The sequence below is a fragment of the Bradyrhizobium sp. A5 genome, assembly GCF_042076515.1.
In the GTDB taxonomy this organism is placed as follows: domain Bacteria; phylum Pseudomonadota; class Alphaproteobacteria; order Rhizobiales; family Xanthobacteraceae; genus Bradyrhizobium; species Bradyrhizobium cosmicum.
Map to the genome: position 1 here is coordinate 838,003 of NZ_CP148990.1, position 21,282 is coordinate 859,284.

A 21,282-nucleotide genomic window follows, 5' to 3' on the forward strand; every position below is an offset into this window, starting at 1 on the left:
TTGTTTCGGCGGGCGTAGTTTGCGGCCGCGTGAGCGAGGTTGATCGATGACGGCACAGCGCGACTACGAAATCTTCGAGGCCGGCGACGTCGCGCTCCAGTCGGGCGCCGTCTTCCCCGCACTGAAGCTGGCGTACCAGACCTACGGCACGCTCAGCCCGGCCAAGGACAACGTCATCCTCTATCCGACCTCGTTCAGCGCGCAGCATTTTGATACCGAGTGGCTCATTGGGTCCGACGGCGTGCTCGATCCCACGCGCTATTTCATCATCATCCCGAACCTGTTCGGCAACGGGCTGTCGTCCTCGCCGTCGAACTCGGCCGTGCCGTTTCCGCAACTGACCTATCACGACGCCGTCGCGGTTCAGCATCGGCTGCTCATCGAGCGCTTTGGCATCACAAGGCTGGCTCTTGTTTATGGCTGGTCGATGGGCGGCATGCAGGCCTATCACTGGGCGGCGCTGCATCCTGACATGGTCGCGCGCGCCGCAATCGTTTGCGGCAGTGCGCGATGCGCGCCCTACAATCACGTCTTCCTCGAAAGCGTGAAGGCCGCCCTCACAGGCGATCCCGCCTTCCGCGATGGCCGATTCGTCGAGAAGCCCGTGGCCGGCTATCGCGCCATGGGGCGCGTCTATGCCGGCTGGGCGATGTCGCACGGGTTCTACCGCGACGAAGTCTGGCGCGAGGCCGGCTTCATCTCGCTGGAGGACTATCTCGTCCGGGCCTGGGATGCCGCGTTCGCGCGGCGTGACGCCAACGACCTGCTGGCGCAGGTCGGCATCTGGCAGGGCGGCGACATTAGCCGCTGCGCCGCCTTTGGCGGCGATCTGGACCGCGCGCTCGCGGCGATCAAGGCGCACATGCTGTTGATGCCGGGCGCCACCGACCGCTATTTCGACGTCCGCGACAACGAGGACGAGCTTGGCAAGCTGGCCAACGCGAAATCGGCAGTGCTGCATCCGATCCCGTCGCTGCACGGCCATCGTGCCGGCAATCCCGTCAACAATCCGCGCGACCAGGCCTTCATCAAGGCCGAGATCGCAGCGCTTCTCAGCAAATAGGGCAGGCATCCGACCATGAGCGACGCGACCGTTTCAGAACCCGGGCACCGCCTGAAGCCGCTGACGCCGGCGATGCTGCGCGAATTGTCAGTGCGCTCGAATCTCAGGGGGGCCGCCCAAAGCCTCGGCCATTACGGCGTGATCGTGCTGGTCGGTGCGCTGATCTGGAAGGTGACGTCGAGCTACGGCGTGCTCTGGGCGCTGCCGCTGATGGCGGTGCAGGGCTATCTCGTCGCCTTCCTGTTCATGGCGGTGCACGAGACCGCGCACAAGACCGCGTTCAGAAGCCGTGGCCTCAACCTCGCGGTCGGCAATCTCTCGGCCTTCATCATCGGATTGCCGTACGAATATTACTGCCTGTTTCACTGGGACCATCACCGCTACACCCAGGATCCGGACAAGGACCCGGAGCTGATCGTCGGCGTGAAGCCGGCCACCGATACGCAGCTCGCGATCGCCTATAGCGGCCTGATTCAGGTCGCCGGCCGCCTCCGGCTGATGCTCGGCCATGCCGTCACCGGCAAGGTCGTCGTGCCCTGGATTCCCGAAAGCAAGCGCGCCACCATCGTGACCGAAGCGCGGGCCTATGTCGCGCTCTATGCGCTGCTTTTCGCGCTGTCGCTGTGGTTTGAATCGGCGCTGCTGCTCTGGGTCTGGATCGTGCCGCTGATCATCGGGCAGTTCTTCCTGCGGCCCTATCTCTATGCCGAGCATACCGGCTGCGACACGACGCGCAGCGCGTTCCAGAACACCCGCACCACCTATACCGGCGCAATCGTCAAATGGTTCGCGTGGAACATGCCCTATCACGTCGAGCACCACGCCTATCCATCGATCCCGTTTCATGCGCTGCCGAGGCTGAACGAGATCGTTGACGGCGAGATCGTCTATCGCGGCCGAGGCTACATCAGAACGACACGCGAGACCTGGGCCTGGTTTCGCAAGCATCGGCCGGCGGTCAGGTGACGGAGCGCTGGTGATGCCGGCCCCGTAGTCTGTCGTGCTTCTGCCGGCTTCCGATAGGCTGCTTTACGGCGTGTTCATCGCATCTTCGGATTGGACGGAATATTCCGATACTGCTTCGCCGTGCAGTGCATAAATCTCGATCAGAATCAACGGCTTGGCGCTCCAGAAACGTACTTAACGAATCGCTCCGAATCGGGAAAGCTTTAGCGATCTGGCATTCACGACCCGTCGATACCGCCGCCCTAACGTCGCGCCATCAGGGCGACGACATCGGGAGAGATTGGTGATGAATGCGACGAGAGACCGTCTTCTGGTGGTCGATGACGATCTGGTGCAGCGCGTTCTGATCGGCAAGATCGGCGCAAAACTCGGCTACGACACCGTCGTCGCTTCTTCGTACGAGGCTGCGACCGAGCTTCTGACCCGCGACACCTTCGAAGTCATGGCGCTCGACCTGTCGCTCGGCGAGCGCGACGGGGTGGAGCTGCTGCGTTTCGTGGCCGAGCGAGACCTTCGCGAGATGTCGATCGTGATCATCAGCGGTTGCGACGATCGCATCATGAAGGCAACGCGCAGAGTCGTGAACGGGCTGAAGCTCTCGCTCGGCGGCTGCCTGACGAAGCCGCTCGATCTCAACCGCCTGCGTAGCGCGCTGGAGTTGCCGCAGCGGTCGCCGCCGGTGGCGACCTCCGCCACTCCGTCACTCCAGATCACGCCGGAGAGAATTCTGCGCGGCCTGGCCGACCACGAGTTCTTCGTCGAATTCCAGCCGAAGATCGGGCTTCAGACCGGAAAGGTCGTCGGCGCCGAAGCGCTCGCGCGCTGGCGTACACCCGAATTCGGCATGATCTCGCCACTGGTCTTCATCCCAATTGCCGAGGAATCCGGCCTCATGCGCGAGGTGACGGACCGTATCCTCTCGTCGGCAATGTCGCAGGGCCGCAAGCTGATCGAACGCACTCCCGGCTTCACCGTCGCCGTCAACATCTCCGGCTCGCTGATGTCGGATCTGACCCTGCCTGAGCGCATCGAGGAGATCCTGCGGCGCGAAAACGTCGCTCCGTCGTCCCTGACGGTGGAGATCACGGAGACCTCGGCGATGGCCGACGTCGATCGCGCCAACGACATTCTGGTGCGGCTGCGGATCAAGCAGATCGGGACGGCGATCGACGATTTCGGCACGGGCTATTCGTCGCTCGCAGCGTTGGCGCGGCTGCCGTTCAGCGAACTGAAGATCGATCAGTCCTTCATCAAGGGCTGTGAATCCGATGACGACATGATGAAGATCGTCGATGCCTCCGTGGCGCTTGCGAAGGCGTTCAATATGAAGGTCGTCGCCGAGGGCGTCGAGAGTTCGGAAGCGCTCGAGATCATACGCCGGATCGGCTGCGACGTTGCCCAGGGTTTCTTCTTCGCACCGTCGCTGCGGCGCTCGAGCGCCGAAAGGTGGATATCGCAGCGTAATTCTCTCGTAGAGGAGCAGGCGGCTTCCGCGGCGCTGCCACAACGCGGCGAGCCGGGGCTGACGGCTCTCGCGAACTGAGGCGACGAACCCCGGTCGCAAGGCGACCGGGGTTGCGCCAGCCGATGCACGGCGTGCTCAGTAGATCCCGTACGCGCAGACATTCACCACACGGACGCGCAGGCCATGGCGGGTGCGGACGACGCGCTCCTGGTAGCAGTTGCTGACGCCGGTGTTGACGTAGATGCCGCCAAAGCCCCAGCCGGGACCCCAGTGGTGGTGGAAGCCGTGCGCCGAGGCGGCGGTGGGCGCCAGAGCGGCGGCGCCGAGCGAAGCGGCGGCGATCAGACCAAGTGCAAGCTTACGAAACATTGTCATTCTCCAGTGTGGCGCGGGGCCGTTGTTGTGTCCCTGCATCTCGGTCGAGCCGAAGCGCGAACGCGTTCATGCGGGGAGAGGAGAATCGTGTTTCAGGATTGTTTCGTGGGCCTCGGCGACATGCGCCGATATCAGGCTTTCCGCGCCGCCCGGGCCGCGTCATGCGTCGATGTGCGATAACGCGCGGCCATGGCCTGCGTCAGCTCCGCCATCTTCTCGCGCAGATCGGCCGGCTCCAGCACTTCGGCCTCGGGCCCAAGCCGCAGCAATTCGGCCGCGGCATGCCATGACGTCTTGCCGGTCGGCACTCTGGCGATGCGCCAGCCGTCAGCGTCAGCGGTCTCTTCGAGCTGCGTGCGCACCTTGACGTAAGGCTGGCTCAGCGCATCGAGCAGTTTCACGCCGAACGGCGACAGCCGGACGATCGCGACATTCGGATGCATCTCGGCTTCGAGGCGGAGCGTCGCGGCCTGCCAATAGGCGGCGAGATCGAAATCGGCGGGGCGATCGAAGCGATCGTCGAGCGCGGTGCAGTCGAGCACGCGTGCAACTCGATAGGTGCGCACGCTGCCGTCGACCAGGCCCGCGATATACCAGCTGCCGCCCTTCAGCACGAGGCCGAGCGGCGCGACGCGGCTCTGCTTCTCGGCGCGCCAGCTCTGGTAACGAATCTGGATCAGTGTTCCGCGCAGAGCCGCGCCGGCGATGGTGCGCAGATGTCTGGGTTCTTCCGCCTCGCCGAACCAGCCGGGCGCATCGAGATGAAAACGCTCCTGCATCCGCCCGGCATCTTCGCGCAGATTAGCCGGCAGTGCCGCCATCAGCTTGTTCTGCGCCGCGATCATCGCGGCATCCAGCCCGAGCGCCGCGGCGGGGCCCGGCAATCCGGCAAGGAACAGCGCGCCCGCCTCGCTCTGCGACAGACCGTTCAGCCGCACACGATAGCCATCGAGCAGGCGATAGCCGCCCTCGGCGCCACGATCGGCATAGACGGGAACGCCGGACGCCGCCAGCGCGTCGATGTCGCGATAGATCGTGCGCACCGAGACCTCGCAAGTCTCCGCGAGCTCGGGCGCGGTGACCCGCCCCCTGGCCTGGAGGGTGGTGAGGATCGATAGCATCCGGCTCGCGCGCATGATCCCTTAAAGCATACCTGACACAAGATGTCAGGTATGGTCGGCTACAAGCGCGCCATCGCCAGCCGGCCAGATGGAGAGCTGCCATGACCGATTCCCGCCGCATCACCCTGTATTATTCGCCGCAAAGCCGCGCCACCGGCACGCGGGTGCTGCTGGAGGAGCTGGGCGCGCCCTACGATCTCCATGTCCTCAACATGAAGGCCGGCGAGCAGCGGAAGTCGGCCTATCTCGCCGTCAACCCGCTCGGAAAGGTGCCGGCGATCCGGCACGGCGAAGCGCTCGTGACCGAGCAGGTCGCGATCACGATCTATCTCGCCGATCTGTTTCCGCAGGCGGGCCTCACGCCCGCGCTGAACGATCCGCTGCGCGGTCCCTATCTGCGCTGGATCGCCTATTACGGCTCGTCCTTCGAGCCGGCCCTGATCGACAAGTTCATGCAGCGCGAGCCGGCGCCGATCACGCAATCGCCCTATGCCGATTACGACACCATGCTGGGCGCGCTGGAGACGCAACTGTCGAAGGGGCCGTATCTGCTCGGCGAGCGCATGACCGCCGCCGACGTCCTGTGGGGCGTCGCGTTCAGCTGGACCATGATGTTCGGCATCGTGCCGAAGAAAGACGTTTTCGTGCGCTATGCCGACAGGATGACGTCGAGGCCGGCATTCAAGCAGATCAATGCGGCCGATGACGAGATGGCGGCGCAGCATGCCGCCTCCGCGGGTGGTTGAATGATCCGGGGTTGCAGATGACGAAGGCGATGCACACGACCAACTGCTTCAACACTTTCATCCGGGTTGCTGAAGACTGTCCCGCGCGTACCGGCGAGGAACCGCCGCTCCGCGGGGGAAAGCCGACGGTGGCGTGCCTGCAATACGGGATGATCGCCAAGGCGCCCTACAAATACACGTCCGACGATGTGATCTTCGCGACGTCTGCGCAGGGACGCGAACTCGATGTGAAGGCGACGAAAACGGAGAAGCATGCGGCCCGTGGAGCGTTCTTCTCTCGGGGGCGGGCGTGCATGAGGGCATCAAGCCTGGGCAAGCGCTTCGGCTGGGGCGTTCATGCCGACAGTGAGGGCCGGATCGCGATCTACGCCATCGACAGCAAATGCTACCAGGCGCTCGTCCGCGATCCCAAGCTCACGCAGGTGCGCGCGATGCGGTCGAAGCGGGCATGATCAGAATCTTGGCGCTCGCTTCTCTCCAAACGCCTTGATGCCTTCCTTGATCTCGTCGCCGCGCATGCTGTCGCGGTGGCGCTGGTCGGCGGCGGGCTCGTCGAGCTCGCCGCGGGCGAATTCGTTGATGGCGCGCTTCATGCCGCGCATCGCCTGCGGCGCGTTGCGGGCGAGGATGCCCGCGAGCTCGTCGACTTCCTCGTCGAGCGTCTCCTCCGGCACCATGGCGGTGAGATAGCCGATCCGCAGCATCTCCGGCGCGCCGATCTTTTGCGCGGTGAGGAACAGCTTCTTCGCATTGTCGACGCCGAGCCGCGTCACGTAGCGCTTGATGCCGCTCCTGTAATAATGCAGCCCGAGCCGCGCCGCCGGCATGAACATCTCGGCGGTGTCGACGCCGATGCGGAAGTCGCAGGCGAGCGCGAGGTCGGTCGAGCCGCCATAGACGCCGCCATTGAGCCGGCAGATCGTCGGCACGCCCAGATCCTCCAGCCGGTTGACGACCACCTCGAACGCTGAGCCCGCGCTCTGCTGCTCGTTGGCGCTGACGGCGCGTTCGGCGACCGAGTTGAGATCGTAGCCTGCGGAGAACGCGCGCCCGGTGCCGGTCAGCACCAGCACGCGGATATCAGGATCGGCCTCGATCCGGTCGAACAGTTTGATCAGGTCGCCGAGATCTTCGGCCTGGAGCCGGTTGAGATGTTTGGGTCTGTTGAGGCGGATGGTGGCGCGTGCGCCGTCAACTTCGAGCACGGGGCCAGAGGCCGCGTCGGTGATATCCGACATTCTTGTCTCCATTTACTTGTTTTCGAGCGTGCGGCGCTTCGCTTCCGCGTCGATGGTCTCGGCGAGGTCGGGATGCCGCGCCATCAGCACACGGAAGTCGACGAGGTCGAGCACCAGGAGCCGCGATACCTTCGTGGTCGAGACGTTGGCGCCGCGCAGATTGTTGCCGAGCAGGGCCATTTCGCCGAAGAAGGCGCCCTCGCCAAGCTGCACCTTCTTGCCGGGCAGGTCGACCTCGACCTCTCCGGCGGCGATGAAATACATGCAATCGCCCTGCGCGCCCTTCCGGATGATCATGGTCCGTGCCGGCAGCTCCATGGTCCGCAGCATGTGGGTGACGTCGGCGATGGCCGAAGGTCCAAGTGCCGCGAAGAATGGCACCTTGCTGACGGATTCCCAGGTCTTGAGAAAATTGTCGCGCCTGGTCTCGGCAGCGAATCCCGTCGCCAGAATACCGGTCCACAGCCCGAACACGCCGAGGCCGGAGATCATCACCATCGCCGCCACCACGCGTCCCAGCGGCGTGACCGGCACGACGTCGCCATAGCCTGTCGTCGTTAGTGTGACGACCGCCCACCACAGCGCGGCGGGGACGCTGCCAAACGTCTGCGGCTGCACGTCCCGCTCCAGAAAATATTCGGCGACGGAGGCGAGGAAGACCACCATCAGGAAGATCACGAGCACGCTCACCAGCGGCCCCGATTCCAGCACCAGCACCCGGCGAAGCTGCCGCAGGCCGGGAATGCCCGGCACCACCTTCAGCCCCCAGAGCACGCTGAGCAGCCACGCCGTCTTCGGCTCGACGCCGAGAAGGAGCGCGACCGGCACGGCCAGCGCGCCAAGGGCGTCGACCAGCCCGGCGGAGGAGGAAATGTAGAGCGACAGACGCCCCGTTCGCGCCATGTGGCGCATCCGGACCACCCATTCGAACACGAAATAGACGAGGCAGGCCCACAGCAGGGCATCGACCCAGCGGTGCGCGGTCTCATAGGCCGGGCTGACCGTCAGCAGCACCATGCTGAGCACGCCGACGCCGACCGCCACATAGGCCGCCTTGGTCATGTTGCGGCCGGCCGTGGCGGCCACGAACTGGGCCAAAGCGGGGATCATCGGCTTGGACATGCGGGGAGGCGGGCTCGGTCGTGAATCCAGCGGTCCCGGTTGGGACCTCGATGCCAAAGTGCCCGCCCGGGCAGGGGCCGTCAACGACGGGTGCTGGCCGCCTGCAATGTCGTTGAACCGGGGCGCGGCTCCGGTGCTTCGGCGGGCCGGGCCGCCATGCCGGCGGACCGCGATTTCGAGATATTCGATGAAAGGTCAGGCACTCTGAGCCGTCTTCACCACCACGACCTTGCTGTCGTCATGCTGGGGCGGGGCTGTATCCTGGGCGACCTTGTCGGCCTCGCCAGCATGGCGCTTGAGGTAGTCGCGGCGCATGCCGATCTCGTCGCGGACGAATTCGTAGCCGAGCTTGAAGGTGTCGAGCCCGTCGGTGCTGATCGTGCCGTCCCTGAGGCCGATGACGGCACCGCGCAAAATGCCCTCGAGCTCGTCCTGGAGACATTCGAGCTGATCGAGCGAATGGGCGTGCTCGATCCGTTCGCCGATGTCGAGGATGGCGGTGGAGAGCTCGCTGGCCTTCTCGGGCGCGATCCGGGTGATCTTGGCGTAGATCGCCGCGAAGATCGAGCCGATGACGCTGAGCGCAGCGGCGCCCAGATACATCAGGTCGCTGTACTTATCCATGAACGACTTGGTGTCGTCGTTGATGTAGTCGGCGGCCCCCTGATGCGCCATCACGAAGGCGTCCTTCTCGACGGAGGCCGGCTCGATCCTGCTGGCAAAGCCGTTGTCGAGGCGGAGCGCGGACTTGTTCTCGTAGATGGTGCGTGCGAGGTCGCCCGCCGCACTCGCGGACATCCTGGATTGCGCAACCAGCAGCCATTCCAGCCCGATCGTGTCGAGGTCGTCGTCGGGGATCTCGGGGGAGGCCGATAGCGTGCCGGCTGTCAGCGTCTCGTTCGAGAGGCCGGGGAATTTGCGCGCCAGTGCCTTGGCCTCGTCGATGGCGTTCAGCGTGAAGCCGCCGCGTTTGGCGACCTGCTCATAGGCCTTGTCGCGCACCGCCCTGGAGGCGTGGACGATGGCGATCACCGCGCCGAAGCCGCTCGACGGTGCAAACAGCTTGTCGAGCGTTGCGCCCTGCGGCGCCATCTGGATCCTGGCGGTATCAGGACCGTCGGGGATGTCGAGGATGCTGCGCACGAAGGCGAGCGAGGATTCGCTCTCGGCGACGACCGCGACCTTCTTCTTCTTCTTCAGCTCGGCAAGTGACTTGATCTTCTTGTTGCCGGGACCCAGCAGGAGCACGAGATCGTGCTCGAGGATCGCGAGCGTGCGCGCCCGCAGGGGCACCTTGGCATCGGTGCGCAGCACGGCGAGGTCGGCCTGCTTGCGGTCGAACTGTGCGAGCGCCTTGGCGTTATCGCCGTTGTTGACGATCTTGATCCGGAAGCGCGAGGCGTTGTTCTTCAGGACGGTGGCGAGCTTGGCGGCGAACAGCGCCTCGTCGCTGTTGGGGGCGCCGACGGCAAAGGTCAGCGTCTCCGAATTGTGCAGCAAGGCGCGTCCGCCCCAGACGGTGGCGAGCGACAGAAGCAGGGTCAGAACGACGTAGAGAAATACCTGCTGCTGATTGGTCTTGATCACCTTGGGGCGCCGCGGCGGCGGCTCTGTTGGTGACGTCGTGGGGCCTTCAGCACTCATGGCAGCACTCTGGCCTTATATCTGGATGGCGGTGGCTCGCGGGATGCGATCGCGGCGGCGCCCTGTAATTCCTAAACGCCTGAAAAAAGAACGTTATTCTCTGTCTTCAATGATAGCGCGCCGATGCCGGAAGGCAAATTTCGAGCCGAAGGTAACCTTACTCAACTCAGGCGCGGCGATTGGTCATCCTATCACCAGTTAGCCACAGTTGGCGATTTTCCGGTTCCCCCGGCTGCATTCCGCCGCGGGAGATGTCATAAATAAGGGGTCCCGGCGATTTGACCGGTCCAAGAAGAAGTTGCGCTGAACGCTCCAATTTTTCTTGTCACCTCAATGAGGGCGTCAGCTTGTCGTTTCCACCCATGTCATCGGCGATTCCGGTCGAAGCGCTCATTGGCTGGATGTTGTTGCTCACCTTCAAGCACATCATCGCCGATTTCGTCCTGCAAACCGCGTGGATGGCGCACGGCAAGGATCAGAAGCACGGCTGGGCGCTGCCGCTGCTCGTGCACTGCCTGATTCACCTCGCGGTAGCGCTGCCCCTGATCCTGATCGTGGCGCCAAAATTCTGGTTCGTGGCGTTGATCGACTTCGTGATCCACATCACGATCGACCGCGCCAAGGGACTCATCTCGGCCAATTTCGGCGTCGACCTGCAGCATCCCTGGTTCTGGACCCTGATCGGCGTCGACCAGGCGCTGCATCATCTCACCGGCTTCGGCCTCTCCATCTTCATGGCGGCGAACTGAGACGGGCCGCTCTCTGGATTGGCGCTGGGCCTGCATGGTTCGAGACGGCGCTTCGCGCCTACTCACCATGAGGAGTTAGGATCTTTCAGCAGAAACAGACCTCATCCTGAGGAGCCCGCCAACGGCGGGCGTCTCGAAGGATGGCAACAGGGCAGTCGCTAGCTCCCTTTTCAACGCGCCAGGGCGCGACTGATTCGCGGCCGGCGCGCAAGCACCCCGGGTGACTACCGTCGGGGTTGGTTAACCTTTCATTAGAGAATTGCGCTGCATCTTCGGCGTCGAGGGAGAACTGCAATGTTTTCAAGCCGCGACGCCTTTGAAAGCGATTTCTGCCCGGTTCAGGACGAACTCCTTGGCGAGATGTATCGCGCCAGCGAGAGTGGCCTGCCGAGGCTGGTTGAGAGTGTTTCCCCAGACGCACGCGCGAAGCTGGCGCTGTTCTGCTATCGCCGCAGCCATCTGCACTCGCTGGCTGTTGCGATCGCAGGCAGCTGCAACGAGCGCGACCTGATCGAGAACGGCGGCCGTGTCGGCTCGACGCTCTACGCGCTGTCGCGCGAAAGCTCGGCCAAGGCATCGCCGTCGCTGTCGGGCGGCCGCAAGCCGATCACGCTGTCGACCAAGCCGCTCTCGGTGCTCGCACCGCTCGATGACGAGCTCGACGACGAGATCGGCGAAGCCGTTCCCGCTTAAACGGCCTCTATTATCGGCAACCCAAACTTCCGCCGCGCCATTGCGCATTCGGCATCGCCCGGCATGCAGGTGCGGCACACCTCCGGCCGCACTTCATAAATGCCGCAGGCCGTCTGCTTTCCGATCTCTCCCTTAAGCGCCGAACAGCGATCGCCCTCGCAGCGCATGCCGGATTGGCGTGCGTTGACGAACGCTTCCGGGATTGCCGCAAGTTCCTCGTCACTCTCGATCGAGAAGCGCGGCCAGTTCTCCGAATAACCACAGCAGGCGCCGCAATTCTGGCAGCACGTCGACAGGTCGATGGGGGAGGTCTCTTCCATCGTCGTCACGTGTCCTTTGGCGGGCCCCAGACCAGGCTCTGCCGCCATCTTGCGCGCAGCACGTCGCGCCGCTCCGGGTATTTGTCGTCGAGATAGGTGGCGTCCACCACGCGGTCGGTGCGGAAGCTGCGGAAGTCGCTGCGCAGCTCGCACCAGGCCGCGAGCAGGCGCACGGCTTCGAGATAGCCGACCGAGATCGGCCAGATCATGCGCTCGCTGGGGCGGCCCTGCTCGTCACGATAGCGCAGCATGATCTTCTTGCCTTCGTGGATCTGGGCGCGGGTGCGCGCCATGTCCAGGCGATCGGGCTCCCTGTTCCAGCTTGGCCGTGCGCGGCTCGCGGGCTCCAGCACGAAGGGACGCAGACGTTCGGGCACGGTGTCGGCAATCTTGGCCATCAGATCTTCGGCCGCGCGTGCCAGCGTGGAATCGGCATGGCCCGCGACCCATTGCGCGCCCAGCACCGCCGCCTCGATCTCGTCGGGTGTCAGCATCAAAGGCGGCAGGTCGAATCCTTTCTCCAGGATGTAGCCCATGCCGGCTTCGCCGCGGATCGGCACGCGCTGGCCCATCAAGGTCGCGATGTCGCGATAGATGGTGCGCTTCGAGGTCTCGAGCTCGGCCGCAATCGCATCAGCGGTCAGCGGCTTACGCGTGCGCCTCAGCACCTGGATGATCTGAAACAGCCGGTCGGCGCGTCTCATGACGATTCTCTCATCGGGGGCGGATCAGACAACGGCGCGTGGATGCTGACAGGATGTTGGCAGCAGGGGAGTTCTATACCGGGACAACACATCGACTGAAGAGGATTTGTCCATGATCATTCCAACCCATTTCGGCTCGGCGGCGCCGTTGTGGCGAGCACAGCTGTGGCACGCCCGGGCGTTCGGCCGCCTCGTTTCGCTCGATCTCATGGCCGCCGACCTCCGATTTGCAGTCGCAAGCGTGGTGGCACGCTCGCTGGTCCAGGCCGCGGACGCGCTGGTCCGCCATGTGATGGGCCGCGCCTGGCGGGGGGCCCGTTTCGCAGAAGATATCACGGCTGCTGCCACCATGGTGGCAGCAGCCCGGCACTAGGTTCCGTCAACTCTTTCGGTCGTTCAGGAGAGCTTTCATGATCACACTTTATGGCTTTGGCGCGGGCTTCGGCCTGCCGGAAATCAGTCCCTTCGTCACCAAGACCGAGGTGCAGCTGAAAATGGCGGGACTGCCCTACCGGAAGGAACGCGCGATGCCGCCCGCCTCGCCCAAGGGGCAATTGCCGTTCATCGACGACGGCGGCGAGGCCGTGGCCGATTCCACCTTTATCCGCGCCCATATCGAGCGCCGCTACGGTTTCGATTTCGACGCCGGCCTGTCGCTGGCCGAGCGCGCGCAGGCCTGGGCGTTCGAGCGCATGATCGAGCATCACGTCTATTGGGCGCTGGTCGGCGCGCGCTGGGTCGATCCGGTCAATTTCGCCAAGGGCCCCGCGCATTTCTTCGACGGCGCACCGGAGCACAATCGCGAGAAGCTGCGCGAGGACGCGCAATTCCGTGTCGCCGAGAACTATCTGCTTTCCGGCCTTGGCCGCCACGGGCCGGATGATGATATCGATCTCGCGGTGCGCTCGCTGTTCGCGCTGTCGGTGCAGCTTGGTAACAAATCCTACCTGATGGGCAACAAGCCCTGCGGCGTCGATGCCACTGCCTTCGGCGCGCTCGCCGGGATCCTGACGCCGTTCTTCGAATCCGGACTGCGCCAGCGGGCCGAGGGATTTGCAAACCTCACCGCCTATGTCGACCGCATGATGGACGCGTACTATCCAGAGTTCGCGTGGGCCCCGCTGCGGCAGGCGGCTTGAGAAACAAAAGAGCCGGCCCATCGGGCCGGCTCTCGTCGTCTCAAACCTGTCGCTGCGGCTACTTCACGAGCGAGTACTTGCCGTTCTTCACGGTGAGCAGGATGCGCGAGCGCTCGTCGAGGCCGTAGCGGTCCTTCTCGGTGAAATTGTAGACACCCTGGCTCGCGGCCATTTCCTTTTCCGACAACAGTGCCTGGCGGATCGCTTCGCGGAATTCCGGCGTGCCGGGCTTGGCCGTCTTCAGTGCCGCCGGGATCACGCGCTTCAGGATCTCGAACGCATCGTAGGAGTGACCGGCGAACTGGCTGCGGCTGTTCGGGCCGTACTTGCCTTCATACGCCGTGTTGAGCGCGAGGCCGGGCTTCTTGGTGGCGGCCTCGTCCGGCTGGTCTTCGGGATCCATGACCGGACCCGACGCCATCAGCACGCCTTCAGCAGCCTTGCCGGCGATGCGGATGAAATCCATGCTGGCTGCGCCATGGGTCTGGTAGATCAGGCCCTGATAGCCGCGCTCGCGCAGCTCGGTCTGCGGCAGCGCGGCCGCGGTGCCGGAAGCGCCGACCAGGATCGCGTCGGGGTTGGCGGCGACGAGCTTGAGCACCTGTCCGGTCACTGACGTGTCGGGGCGGGCGAAGCGCTCTTCGTCGGCGATGGTCATGCCCATCGGCCCGGTCTGGGCCTTCAAATCGTTGAACCAGAGGTCGCCATAGGAGTCGGAATAGCCGATATAGCCGATCGTCTTTACGCCCTTTGACTTCATGTGGTCGTACAGCACCTTGCCCACGATCGGGATCGGCTGCGGCATCGCCACCGACCACTTCATGCGCTCCGGTGTAATCGGGAACGGCGCGAGGCCGAAATGCGGAATGCCGGCTTCGTTGGCGACGTTGGAGACTGCGATGGTCGGCGGGGTCAGCGCCGAGCCCATGATGATGTCGGCTTTAGATTCGGTGACGAAGCGGCGGGCGTTGGTGGTCGCGGTGGTGGGATCGCCGCCGTCGTCGAGCACGATCACCTTCAGCGGCACGCCGCCGATCTCCTTCGGCACGAATTCCAGTGCGTTGCGCTCGGGAATGCCGAGCGCGGCGCCGGGGCCGGTCGTGGTGGTGGTGATGCCGATGGTGACTTCGGCGGTCTGGGCCAGCGCGGGCAGGGCCGGCAGGGCAAGCGTCGCAGCAGTGATGGCGGCGGTTAGGTAAAAGCGTTTCATTTATTCCTCCCTTGACGTATTTCTTTGAAAGCAGAAATCGGGGGGTAATTCAGCCCCCTCTTTTGGCGATGCGGCGATTTAGTTCCGGACCTAACTCCCCGTGAATTTGGCTACCATTTCCGCAGGAAATGGAGCCGATTTCAGCTTGTCGGGGTTAACGGGGTCGCGGCCGACCAGGACGCGGGTCTCAAACCCCTCGATCGCCAGCGCCTCGCCCTTGTAGACGTTGTGCTTCACCTCGAAGCTCGAGCGCTTGATGCTCTCGATCCTGGTTTCGATGGTGATCCAGTCGCCATAGGTCGAGGGGATGTAGAACCTGGACCGCGTGTCGACCATGGGGATGCCCACCAGGCCGTATTTGCGGACCAGGTCCTGCTTTGAGAATCCGGCGACCTCGAACAGGGTCGACGTCGAATCGTCGAACATCGCGAAATAGCGCGGGTAATAGACGATGTTGGCGGGGTCGCAATCACCCCACTGGATCTGGACGTCGCGCCGGTTCACGAACATGCGATTCTCGCCTTACTTCGGCGCCATGCGCAGCGAACCGTCGAGACGCACCACTTCGCCGTTCAGGTACGAGTTCTCGACCATGTGCAGGGCAAGGGCCGCGAACTCGTCGGCATTGCCGAGACGGCGCGGGAACGGGATCGCGGAGGCGAGCGAGTCCTGGGCCTCCTGCGGCAAATTGGCGAGCAGGGGCGTGAGGAACAGGCCGGGCGCGATGGTCAGCACGCGCACTCCGAACTGCGCCAGCTCGCGCGCGATCGGCAAGGTCATGCCGACGATGCCGCCCTTGGAGGCCGAATAGGCCGACTGGCCGATCTGGCCGTCATAGGCGGCAACGGAGGCGGTGTTGATGATGACGCCGCGTTCGCCGGTCGCCTGCGGCTCGAGCTTGGACATCTCGGTCGCGGCAAGGCGCAGCATATTGAAGGTGCCGATCAAATTGACCTTGATCACCTTGTCGAAATCGGCGAGCGCCATCGGGCCGTCGCGGCCGACGACGCGCTTGGCAACGCCGATGCCGGCGCAATTGACCAGCACGCGCGGTGCGCCAAGGGCCTTGGTCGCCTGCGCGATCGCGGCTTCCGCGGAAGCGGCGTCGGACACGTCGCAGGTCACGGCGATGCCTTTGATCTCGGCCGCAACGGTTTCCGCGAGCTTGGTATTGAGGTCGAAGACCGCGACCTTGGCGCCCTGCGCCGCCAGTCTTCGCGCGGTGGCCGCGCCAAGCCCCGATGCGCCGCCGGTGACGATGGCTGCCTGATCTTTCAACAACATGGCGTTCTCCTGAGGTGCGATGGTTTCTTAGCCGACCGATATCACACGGTCCGATGGATTGGCAGCGTAGAGCTCGTCGATCAGCGCGCCGCGATGTTCCAGCACTGCGCGCTGGTTGATCGAGCCCTTGTCGGTGACCTCGCCCTTGTCGATCGACAGCGGCGTGTCCAGCAGGATCGCACGCGTGATCCGCGTCGAGGAACCGGTGGCCGAAGCGAGGAAGCGCGTCAGGCGTTCGCGGAAGGCTTCGCGCACCAGCCGGTCGCGCGCGGTGACGGTGAGATCGTCGGCCGGCAGCGTCGGGTTGATCAGCCGGCAGCCGTCGAGATCGAGCAGCACGAGGGCGGAGACTTCGTCGCGGTTGATGCCGGCGATGACGACGTCGCGCACCAGCGGCGCGCAGGCCGCAACCAGACGGGCGCGCAGCGGGCCGACGCTGACCCAGGTGCCGCTGCCGAGCTTGAAGTCCTCGCTGACGCGGCCGTCGAAGTCGAAGCCGGCATTGAGATCGCCGGGATCGACCGGCTTGAGCGCATCGCCGAGCTTGTAGAAACCTTCCTCGTCGAAGGATTTCGCGGTGATGTCGGGCTGGCGCCAGTAGCCGGGCATCACGTTCGGGCCCTTGGCGCGTACTTCCAGCTTGCCGTTGTTCGGCACCAGCTTGGCGTCGTTGCCCGACACGGGCAGGCCGACATGGCCGGAGCGGCTGGTGCGCGGATTGACCGACATGAAGAACGGCGCGGTCTCGGTGGCGCCAAGGCCGGTCAGCATCGGCACGCGATAGCCTTTTTCCTTCACCGCGAGCTCGTCGAGGCTGTTCCAGACGAAGGGCGAGAGCGCCGCGCCGGAGAAGAACATCGCGTGCAGCCGGTCGAAGAACTTCGCGCGCAGGCCCTGGTCGTCGCGCAAGTATGGCAGCAGCGATTCATAGCCCTTGGGCACGTTGAAATACACCGTTGGCGAAATCTCCTGGAGATTGCGCACGGTCTCCTCGATGCCTCCAGGCATCGGCTTGCCGGCATCGAGATACATCGAGCCGCCATTGTACAGCGTCAGCCCGATATTGTGGTTGCCGCCGAAGGTGTGGTTCCAGGGCAGCCAGTCGATGATGACGGGCGGCTCGTCCTTGAGGAAGGCGAGCGTCTCGCGCAGCATCACCTGGTTGGCGCAGATCATGCGCTGGGTATTGATGACAGCCTTGGGATTTCCGGTCGAGCCCGACGTCAGCAGGAATTTTGCGATCGTATCGGGGCTGATTTTTTCGTGCACCGCGTCGAGATCGCCGCGGACTGGCGTCGCCATGAGGTCGGCGAGCAGCGTGACGTCGCGGCCCGGCACGCTGCCGTAGGAGGCCGCGATCTCGGTGCCATCAGAGACATTGGCGGCAAGCGCATCGGAAAACTTGTCGGCATCCTCGGCGAAGACGAGGCCGGGCGTCAGCAGCTTCATCAGGTAAGACAGCTTGCCGTAATCCTTCGACACCAGCGAATAGGCCGGGGACACCGGGCAGAACGGAATGCCAGCATAGAACGCGCCGAAGGCGAGCAACGCATGGTCGATCGAATTGCCGGAGAGGATCACGACCGGCCGCTCCGCCGACAGGCCGCGCTGGATCAGCGCGGATGCGATATGCCGGCTCGCGGTGAGCAGCTCGGCATAGGTGATCTTGCGCCAACCGCGGCCACCCTCGCGCTCCGCCATGAAGACGCGGTCCGGCGTGGTCGTCGCCCAGTGATGCAGCCGGTCGGTGATGCGGACGGGATAGTCGCCGAGCGGCTGTTTTGGCCTGAGGTAAATCGTGCCGTCGTCGCGACGATCGATGTCGACGACGGGATCGCCGAAAGAGATCGGCCGCAGCGGGAAAGTACTCGCGCCGCGCTCCATGCTGGAAGAGGACGGCTGCGCACTCATGGCTTCGGCTTCACCTTGGCGGTCTTGTGCTCGAGAAACTCGCGGATCCTGCGCTTGGCCTCCTTGTCGCTCTGCGCGACCGTTGCCATCAGCGATTCCATCAGCAGGCCGGTCTGCGGATTGGCCTCCGCGATCATCGGCAGCGCCTGCAGCACGGCGAAATTCGTCAGCGGCGCGTTGGAGGCGATCTTGGTCGCAAGCTCCAGCGCCTTGCCGAGCCCGTTGCCGGTCTCCGTCAGATATTGCGCAAAGCCGTAGGAGGCGCCTTCGGTCGCGCTGTAGACGCGCCCCGTCAGCATCATGTCCATCATTCTGGCAACGCCGATCAACCGCGGCAGCCGCACCGACCCACCGCCGCCGACGAAGATGCCGCGCTGTCCCTCCGGCAGCGCGAAATAGGCCGAGGGCTCGGCGACGCGGATATGCGCGGCGCAGGCTAGCTCGAGCCCGCCGCCGATCACGGCGCCCCTGAGCGCCGCGATCACGGGCACGCGGCTGTACTGGATGCGGTCGAACACCCGGTGCCACATCTGGGAATGGAGCAGGCCGCCGGTGGCGTCGTGGTCTTGCAACTCGGACAGGTCGAGGCCGCTGGAGAAATGGTCGCCGATGCCGTGGATGACGACCGCGCCGATGTCCTCGGGCAGGGACGCAAAGCACTCGCCGATGTCCAGGATGATGCCGTCGTTGAGCGCATTTCGCTTGGCGGGCCGGTTCAGACCGACGGTCAGAACCCGATCCGCCCGCTCGATCCGGAGCAGCCCTGAGGCGCCCGCGTCAGCGGTGTTGGCGTTTCCCTGTGTCATTTGCGTCCTTATCAGAATAGTTATGTTGTATAACGAATTCTGGGGGAGTCAAGGAGGGGACGGAGTGGTGGCTTCGGATGCTGCCGGTCAGTTAAGCGAAATTTTTCTCCAAATCGCTGTCGTCCCTGCGAACGCAGGGACCCATAACCCCAAGGAGTGGTTTGGCGACGACTCGCCGTTCGGTACTCCCGCCGCCCAAAATCCATCGATCACGCGGTATGGGTCCCTGCGTTCGCAGGGACGACGGCGGAGTGTGTGCGTCACACTACTTGATGCACGTCGATCACGACCCGGTCGGCATGACGCGCGGCTGAGCCGACGAAGATGTGCTCCATCAGCCAGCGATACTTCTCATGTCCCGTCTCGAACCTCGGGACCGTGCGGAAATAGATCAGCTTGGGATCGACAGCCTCGCCCCGCTTGAGCTTCTGCAACAGCTCGACCGGACCGAAGCGCATGCCCTTGTTCTCGACATAGACGACGGCGCCGTCGTCGGTCTCGAAGGCGTATTTCGCCTCGAGGTCGATCAGCTCGTTGGACCGGATGGTCTGGAAGTCGGCGCCGAACGGCAGCACCTTGCCTGATATCGCGCCCTTCACCTCGCCGCCGATGATCGGGATGATGCGGCGGACGCCGATGCCGGTCTCGCCGGCGGTGACGACGTCGCCGATCCTTGCGGTGATGCTGAAGACGTATTTGGTCTCTAACGTCGGTGTGGTCATCGCTTCCTCGTTAAGGCGCCATCATCCGCGTCGGCAGCCACGTCGCCAGCAGCGGGAAGGCGATCAGGATCACCAGACGCACCAGGTCCGTCGCCACGAACGGGATCACGCCCCTGAAGATGGTGGAGAACGACACGTCCTTCACCACGCTTTTGATGACAAAGACGTTCATCCCGACCGGCGGATGGATCAGGCCGAGCTCGACGGTCATCACGATGATGACACCGAACCAGATCGGATCAAAGCCGAGATGCATGATCACCGGGAAGATGATCGGCACGGTGAGGATGATCATCGCCATGGCGTCCATCAGGCAGCCGAGCACGAGATACATCACCATGATCAGCGCGAGCACGCCGTAGGGGCCGAGGCCGAGGCCGGTGAGGAACTCGGTGACCTTCTGCGGCGTCTGCGTGACCGTGAGGAAATAGCCGAAGATCAACGCGCCGATCAGCACGGTAAACACCGCGGCCGCGGTGCGCGTTGCCTGGAGCAGGGAGGCCAGGATCTTCTCGCGGTCGAGCCGGCCGGTCAGCACGCCGATGATGAAGGCGCCCGCGGCGCCAACGCCGCCGGCCTCCGTCGGCGTGAAGCGCGGCAGGAAGGGCAGGCCGTAGAGGCCGCCGATGACGAACACGAACAGCAGCACCGGCGCCCAGATGTCCTTCAATCCGGCGAAGCGCGCGCGCCACGGCAGCACCTTGCCCTTGGGCAGGAAGTCGGGGCGGAAATAGCCGATCAGGAAGATCGTGATCATGTACATGGTCATCGCCAGGATGCCCGGGATGATGCCGGCGATGAAGAGCTTGCCGATGTCCTGCTCGGTGATGATGCCGTAGACCGCGAGCACGGTGGAGGGCGGCAGCATCGCGCCGAGCGTGCCGCCGGCCGCGATCACGCCGGTGGCAAACGACTGCGGGTAGCCGAAGCGGCGCATCTCGGGGTAGGCGACCGCGGAGAAGGTCGCGGCGGTCGCGACCGACGAGCCGCAGATCGCGGCAAAGCCGCCGCAGGCGCCGACGGTGGCGATGCCGAGCCCGCCGCGTAAGTGCCCGACAAAGCCGTTGGCGGCGCGGAACAGCTCGCGGCTCATGCCGGAATTGCTGACGAAGGAGCCCATCAGCAGGAACATCGGAATGACGCCGAAGGTGTAGTCCGTGACCGTCCGCATCGAGGTCTGGCCGACCAGCTTCAGCGCCGGCGTCGCGCCGACGAGATAGGTGAAGCCGGAGACGCCGACGAGGCCCATGGCCATGCCGACGGGCACGCGCAGCAGCATCAAGGCGAACAGGGAAACGAAGCCGATTACGGCGACGGCATCGGTGCTCATGATTACTCCGTCGCCTTCAGCTTGGGGTCGTGCATCTCTTCGGGATGGAAGATCAGCCGGTAGGTGCGGATCGCGATCAGCAGCACGGCCGCGGCGTCGCCGATCCAGGCGACCGCGAAGAACGGCCAGGTCGGCATGTGCATGTCGAAGGTCTGGACGTTGTCGTTGTAGGTGCCGCGCACCTTGTCGAACAGCGTCCAGGTCTGCACCGTGACGACGAACAGCAGCACCAGGGTCGCGAATACGTCGATCCAGCGCTGGTAGCGCGGCCCGACATTGCCCCAGACGAGGTCGACCGTGATGTGGGTGCCGCGATAGGAGGTCGCGGCGATGCCCCAGAAGATCAGGATGCCGAGCAGCATGCGGCCGATGTCGAACGAGTCGGGGATCGAATAGTTCAGCGTGTTGCGCAGCAGCACCGACAGGAAGATGTCGAGTGCGACGATGCCGACGAAGGCCGCCGCAATCCATTCGATCGAGTCGATGACGCGATCCATCCAGGAGCGCTTCATGAGTGTTTCCTGTCGAGTGATGCCATGCATTTGGTCCAGATGTCGGCGCGGGCTTCGCCTCTCCCCGCGTGCGGGGAGAGGCCGCAACGCATCGGTGATGCGATGCGGGTGAGGGGGACTCTCCGCGAGTCCGTCTGTCACTAGTTTTGCGGACGCAGCCCC

General features: G+C 64.4%; 24 protein-coding genes. 9 read left to right on the forward strand and 15 right to left on the reverse strand.

Features of this window, described 5'->3' with window-relative positions:
* The first annotated feature begins 46 nt into the window (after positions 1-46).
* From WHZ77_RS03860 to WHZ77_RS03870, 3 genes are all read left to right on the forward strand, one after another.
* Complete coding sequence (locus WHZ77_RS03860) at positions 47-1,063, forward strand: alpha/beta fold hydrolase (protein ID WP_375312473.1); 1,017 nt, start codon at positions 47-49, stop codon at positions 1,061-1,063.
* A 15-nt stretch (positions 1,064-1,078) separates the two neighbouring features.
* Complete coding sequence (locus tag WHZ77_RS03865) at positions 1,079-2,029, forward strand: fatty acid desaturase (RefSeq protein ID WP_375312474.1); 951 nt, start codon at positions 1,079-1,081, stop codon at positions 2,027-2,029.
* 286 nt (positions 2,030-2,315) lie between these two features.
* Positions 2,316-3,572 (forward strand): EAL domain-containing protein, encoded by a 1,257-nt coding sequence (locus tag WHZ77_RS03870; protein ID WP_375312475.1) that lies wholly within the window; start codon positions 2,316-2,318, stop codon positions 3,570-3,572.
* A gap of 57 nt (positions 3,573-3,629) precedes the next feature.
* Here WHZ77_RS03870 and WHZ77_RS03875 read toward each other — a convergent pair whose 3' ends face one another.
* Together WHZ77_RS03875 and WHZ77_RS03880 are read right to left on the reverse strand one after the other, a co-directional pair.
* Positions 3,630-3,863 carry a hypothetical protein gene (locus WHZ77_RS03875; protein ID WP_375312476.1) on the reverse strand — a complete coding sequence of 78 codons (234 nt, stop codon included), beginning with the start codon at positions 3,861-3,863 and terminating at the stop codon, positions 3,630-3,632.
* 137 nt (positions 3,864-4,000) lie between these two features.
* Positions 4,001-5,005, reverse strand: a complete 1,005-nt coding sequence (locus WHZ77_RS03880; RefSeq protein WP_375312477.1) for a helix-turn-helix transcriptional regulator — start codon at positions 5,003-5,005, stop codon at positions 4,001-4,003.
* Positions 5,006-5,091: 86 nt separating this feature from the next.
* On the opposite strand from WHZ77_RS03880, the gene WHZ77_RS03885 reads away from it, so the two are divergent.
* Both WHZ77_RS03885 and WHZ77_RS03890 read left to right on the forward strand, forming a co-directional pair.
* Positions 5,092-5,736 (forward strand): glutathione S-transferase family protein, encoded by a 645-nt coding sequence (locus WHZ77_RS03885; RefSeq protein WP_375312478.1) that lies wholly within the window; start codon positions 5,092-5,094, stop codon positions 5,734-5,736.
* Between the two features lie 17 nt (positions 5,737-5,753).
* Complete coding sequence (locus tag WHZ77_RS03890) at positions 5,754-6,188, forward strand: DUF6157 family protein (RefSeq protein WP_375312479.1); 435 nt, start codon at positions 5,754-5,756, stop codon at positions 6,186-6,188.
* Here the strand turns inward: WHZ77_RS03890 and WHZ77_RS03895 are convergent, their stop codons facing one another.
* The 3 genes from WHZ77_RS03895 to WHZ77_RS03905 form a co-directional block, all read right to left on the reverse strand.
* Positions 6,189-6,974 (reverse strand): enoyl-CoA hydratase/isomerase family protein, encoded by a 786-nt coding sequence (locus WHZ77_RS03895; RefSeq protein ID WP_375312480.1) that lies wholly within the window; start codon positions 6,972-6,974, stop codon positions 6,189-6,191.
* A gap of 12 nt (positions 6,975-6,986) precedes the next feature.
* Entirely contained in the window at positions 6,987-8,096 is a 1,110-nt protein-coding gene (locus WHZ77_RS03900; protein WP_375312481.1) for a cyclic nucleotide-gated ion channel, read from the reverse strand.
* Between the two features lie 195 nt (positions 8,097-8,291).
* Positions 8,292-9,740 carry a TAXI family TRAP transporter solute-binding subunit gene (locus WHZ77_RS03905; protein ID WP_375312482.1) on the reverse strand — a complete coding sequence of 483 codons (1,449 nt, stop codon included), beginning with the start codon at positions 9,738-9,740 and terminating at the stop codon, positions 8,292-8,294.
* A 401-nt stretch (positions 9,741-10,141) separates the two neighbouring features.
* Here WHZ77_RS03905 and WHZ77_RS03910 point away from each other — a divergent pair, with 401 nt between their 5' ends.
* Both WHZ77_RS03910 and WHZ77_RS03915 read left to right on the forward strand, forming a co-directional pair.
* The gene (locus WHZ77_RS03910; RefSeq protein ID WP_375314653.1) at positions 10,142-10,489 is read left to right on the forward strand and encodes a DUF3307 domain-containing protein; all 348 of its coding nucleotides are present in this window, start codon (positions 10,142-10,144) and stop codon (positions 10,487-10,489) included.
* Between the two features lie 294 nt (positions 10,490-10,783).
* Positions 10,784-11,182, forward strand: coding sequence for a hypothetical protein (locus WHZ77_RS03915; RefSeq protein WP_014439561.1), 399 nt, complete (start codon positions 10,784-10,786; stop codon positions 11,180-11,182).
* Here WHZ77_RS03915 and WHZ77_RS03920 read toward each other — a convergent pair.
* Both WHZ77_RS03920 and WHZ77_RS03925 read right to left on the reverse strand, forming a co-directional pair.
* Positions 11,179-11,502, reverse strand: a complete 324-nt coding sequence (locus tag WHZ77_RS03920; protein ID WP_375312483.1) for a YkgJ family cysteine cluster protein — start codon at positions 11,500-11,502, stop codon at positions 11,179-11,181. The genes WHZ77_RS03915 and WHZ77_RS03920 overlap by 4 nt on opposite strands.
* 5 nt (positions 11,503-11,507) lie before the next feature.
* Positions 11,508-12,206 carry a YafY family protein gene (locus tag WHZ77_RS03925; protein WP_143841941.1) on the reverse strand — a complete coding sequence of 233 codons (699 nt, stop codon included), beginning with the start codon at positions 12,204-12,206 and terminating at the stop codon, positions 11,508-11,510.
* A gap of 112 nt (positions 12,207-12,318) precedes the next feature.
* Between WHZ77_RS03925 and WHZ77_RS03930 the strand changes: the two genes are divergently transcribed.
* Together WHZ77_RS03930 and WHZ77_RS03935 are read left to right on the forward strand one after the other, a co-directional pair.
* Entirely contained in the window at positions 12,319-12,579 is a 261-nt protein-coding gene (locus WHZ77_RS03930; protein WP_375312484.1) for a hypothetical protein, read from the forward strand.
* 37 nt (positions 12,580-12,616) lie between these two features.
* Positions 12,617-13,345 (forward strand): glutathione S-transferase family protein, encoded by a 729-nt coding sequence (locus WHZ77_RS03935; protein WP_375312485.1) that lies wholly within the window; start codon positions 12,617-12,619, stop codon positions 13,343-13,345.
* A 58-nt stretch (positions 13,346-13,403) separates the two neighbouring features.
* On the opposite strand, the gene WHZ77_RS03940 is transcribed toward WHZ77_RS03935, so the two are convergent.
* The 8 genes from WHZ77_RS03940 to WHZ77_RS03975 form a co-directional block, all read right to left on the reverse strand.
* Complete coding sequence (locus tag WHZ77_RS03940) at positions 13,404-14,555, reverse strand: ABC transporter substrate-binding protein (protein ID WP_375312486.1); 1,152 nt, start codon at positions 14,553-14,555, stop codon at positions 13,404-13,406.
* A gap of 90 nt (positions 14,556-14,645) precedes the next feature.
* Positions 14,646-15,065, reverse strand: coding sequence for a thioesterase family protein (locus WHZ77_RS03945; RefSeq protein ID WP_014439567.1), 420 nt, complete (start codon positions 15,063-15,065; stop codon positions 14,646-14,648).
* Between the two features lie 12 nt (positions 15,066-15,077).
* The gene (locus tag WHZ77_RS03950; protein WP_375312487.1) at positions 15,078-15,839 is read right to left on the reverse strand and encodes an SDR family NAD(P)-dependent oxidoreductase; all 762 of its coding nucleotides are present in this window, start codon (positions 15,837-15,839) and stop codon (positions 15,078-15,080) included.
* A 27-nt stretch (positions 15,840-15,866) separates the two neighbouring features.
* Positions 15,867-17,750 carry a feruloyl-CoA synthase gene (locus WHZ77_RS03955; protein ID WP_375312488.1) on the reverse strand — a complete coding sequence of 628 codons (1,884 nt, stop codon included), beginning with the start codon at positions 17,748-17,750 and terminating at the stop codon, positions 15,867-15,869.
* On the reverse strand, positions 17,747-18,556 hold the full coding sequence (locus tag WHZ77_RS03960) for a crotonase/enoyl-CoA hydratase family protein (RefSeq protein WP_375312489.1): 810 nt from the start codon (positions 18,554-18,556) through the stop codon (positions 17,747-17,749). Before WHZ77_RS03960 ends, WHZ77_RS03955 begins: the two co-directional genes overlap by 4 nt.
* 260 nt (positions 18,557-18,816) lie before the next feature.
* On the reverse strand, positions 18,817-19,278 hold the full coding sequence (locus WHZ77_RS03965; RefSeq protein WP_375312490.1) for a DUF3237 domain-containing protein: 462 nt from the start codon (positions 19,276-19,278) through the stop codon (positions 18,817-18,819).
* A 10-nt stretch (positions 19,279-19,288) separates the two neighbouring features.
* Complete coding sequence (locus tag WHZ77_RS03970; RefSeq protein WP_375312491.1) at positions 19,289-20,608, reverse strand: TRAP transporter large permease; 1,320 nt, start codon at positions 20,606-20,608, stop codon at positions 19,289-19,291.
* A 2-nt stretch (positions 20,609-20,610) separates the two neighbouring features.
* Positions 20,611-21,120, reverse strand: coding sequence for a TRAP transporter small permease (locus tag WHZ77_RS03975; protein WP_375312492.1), 510 nt, complete (start codon positions 21,118-21,120; stop codon positions 20,611-20,613).
* Positions 21,121-21,282 lie beyond the last annotated feature (162 nt).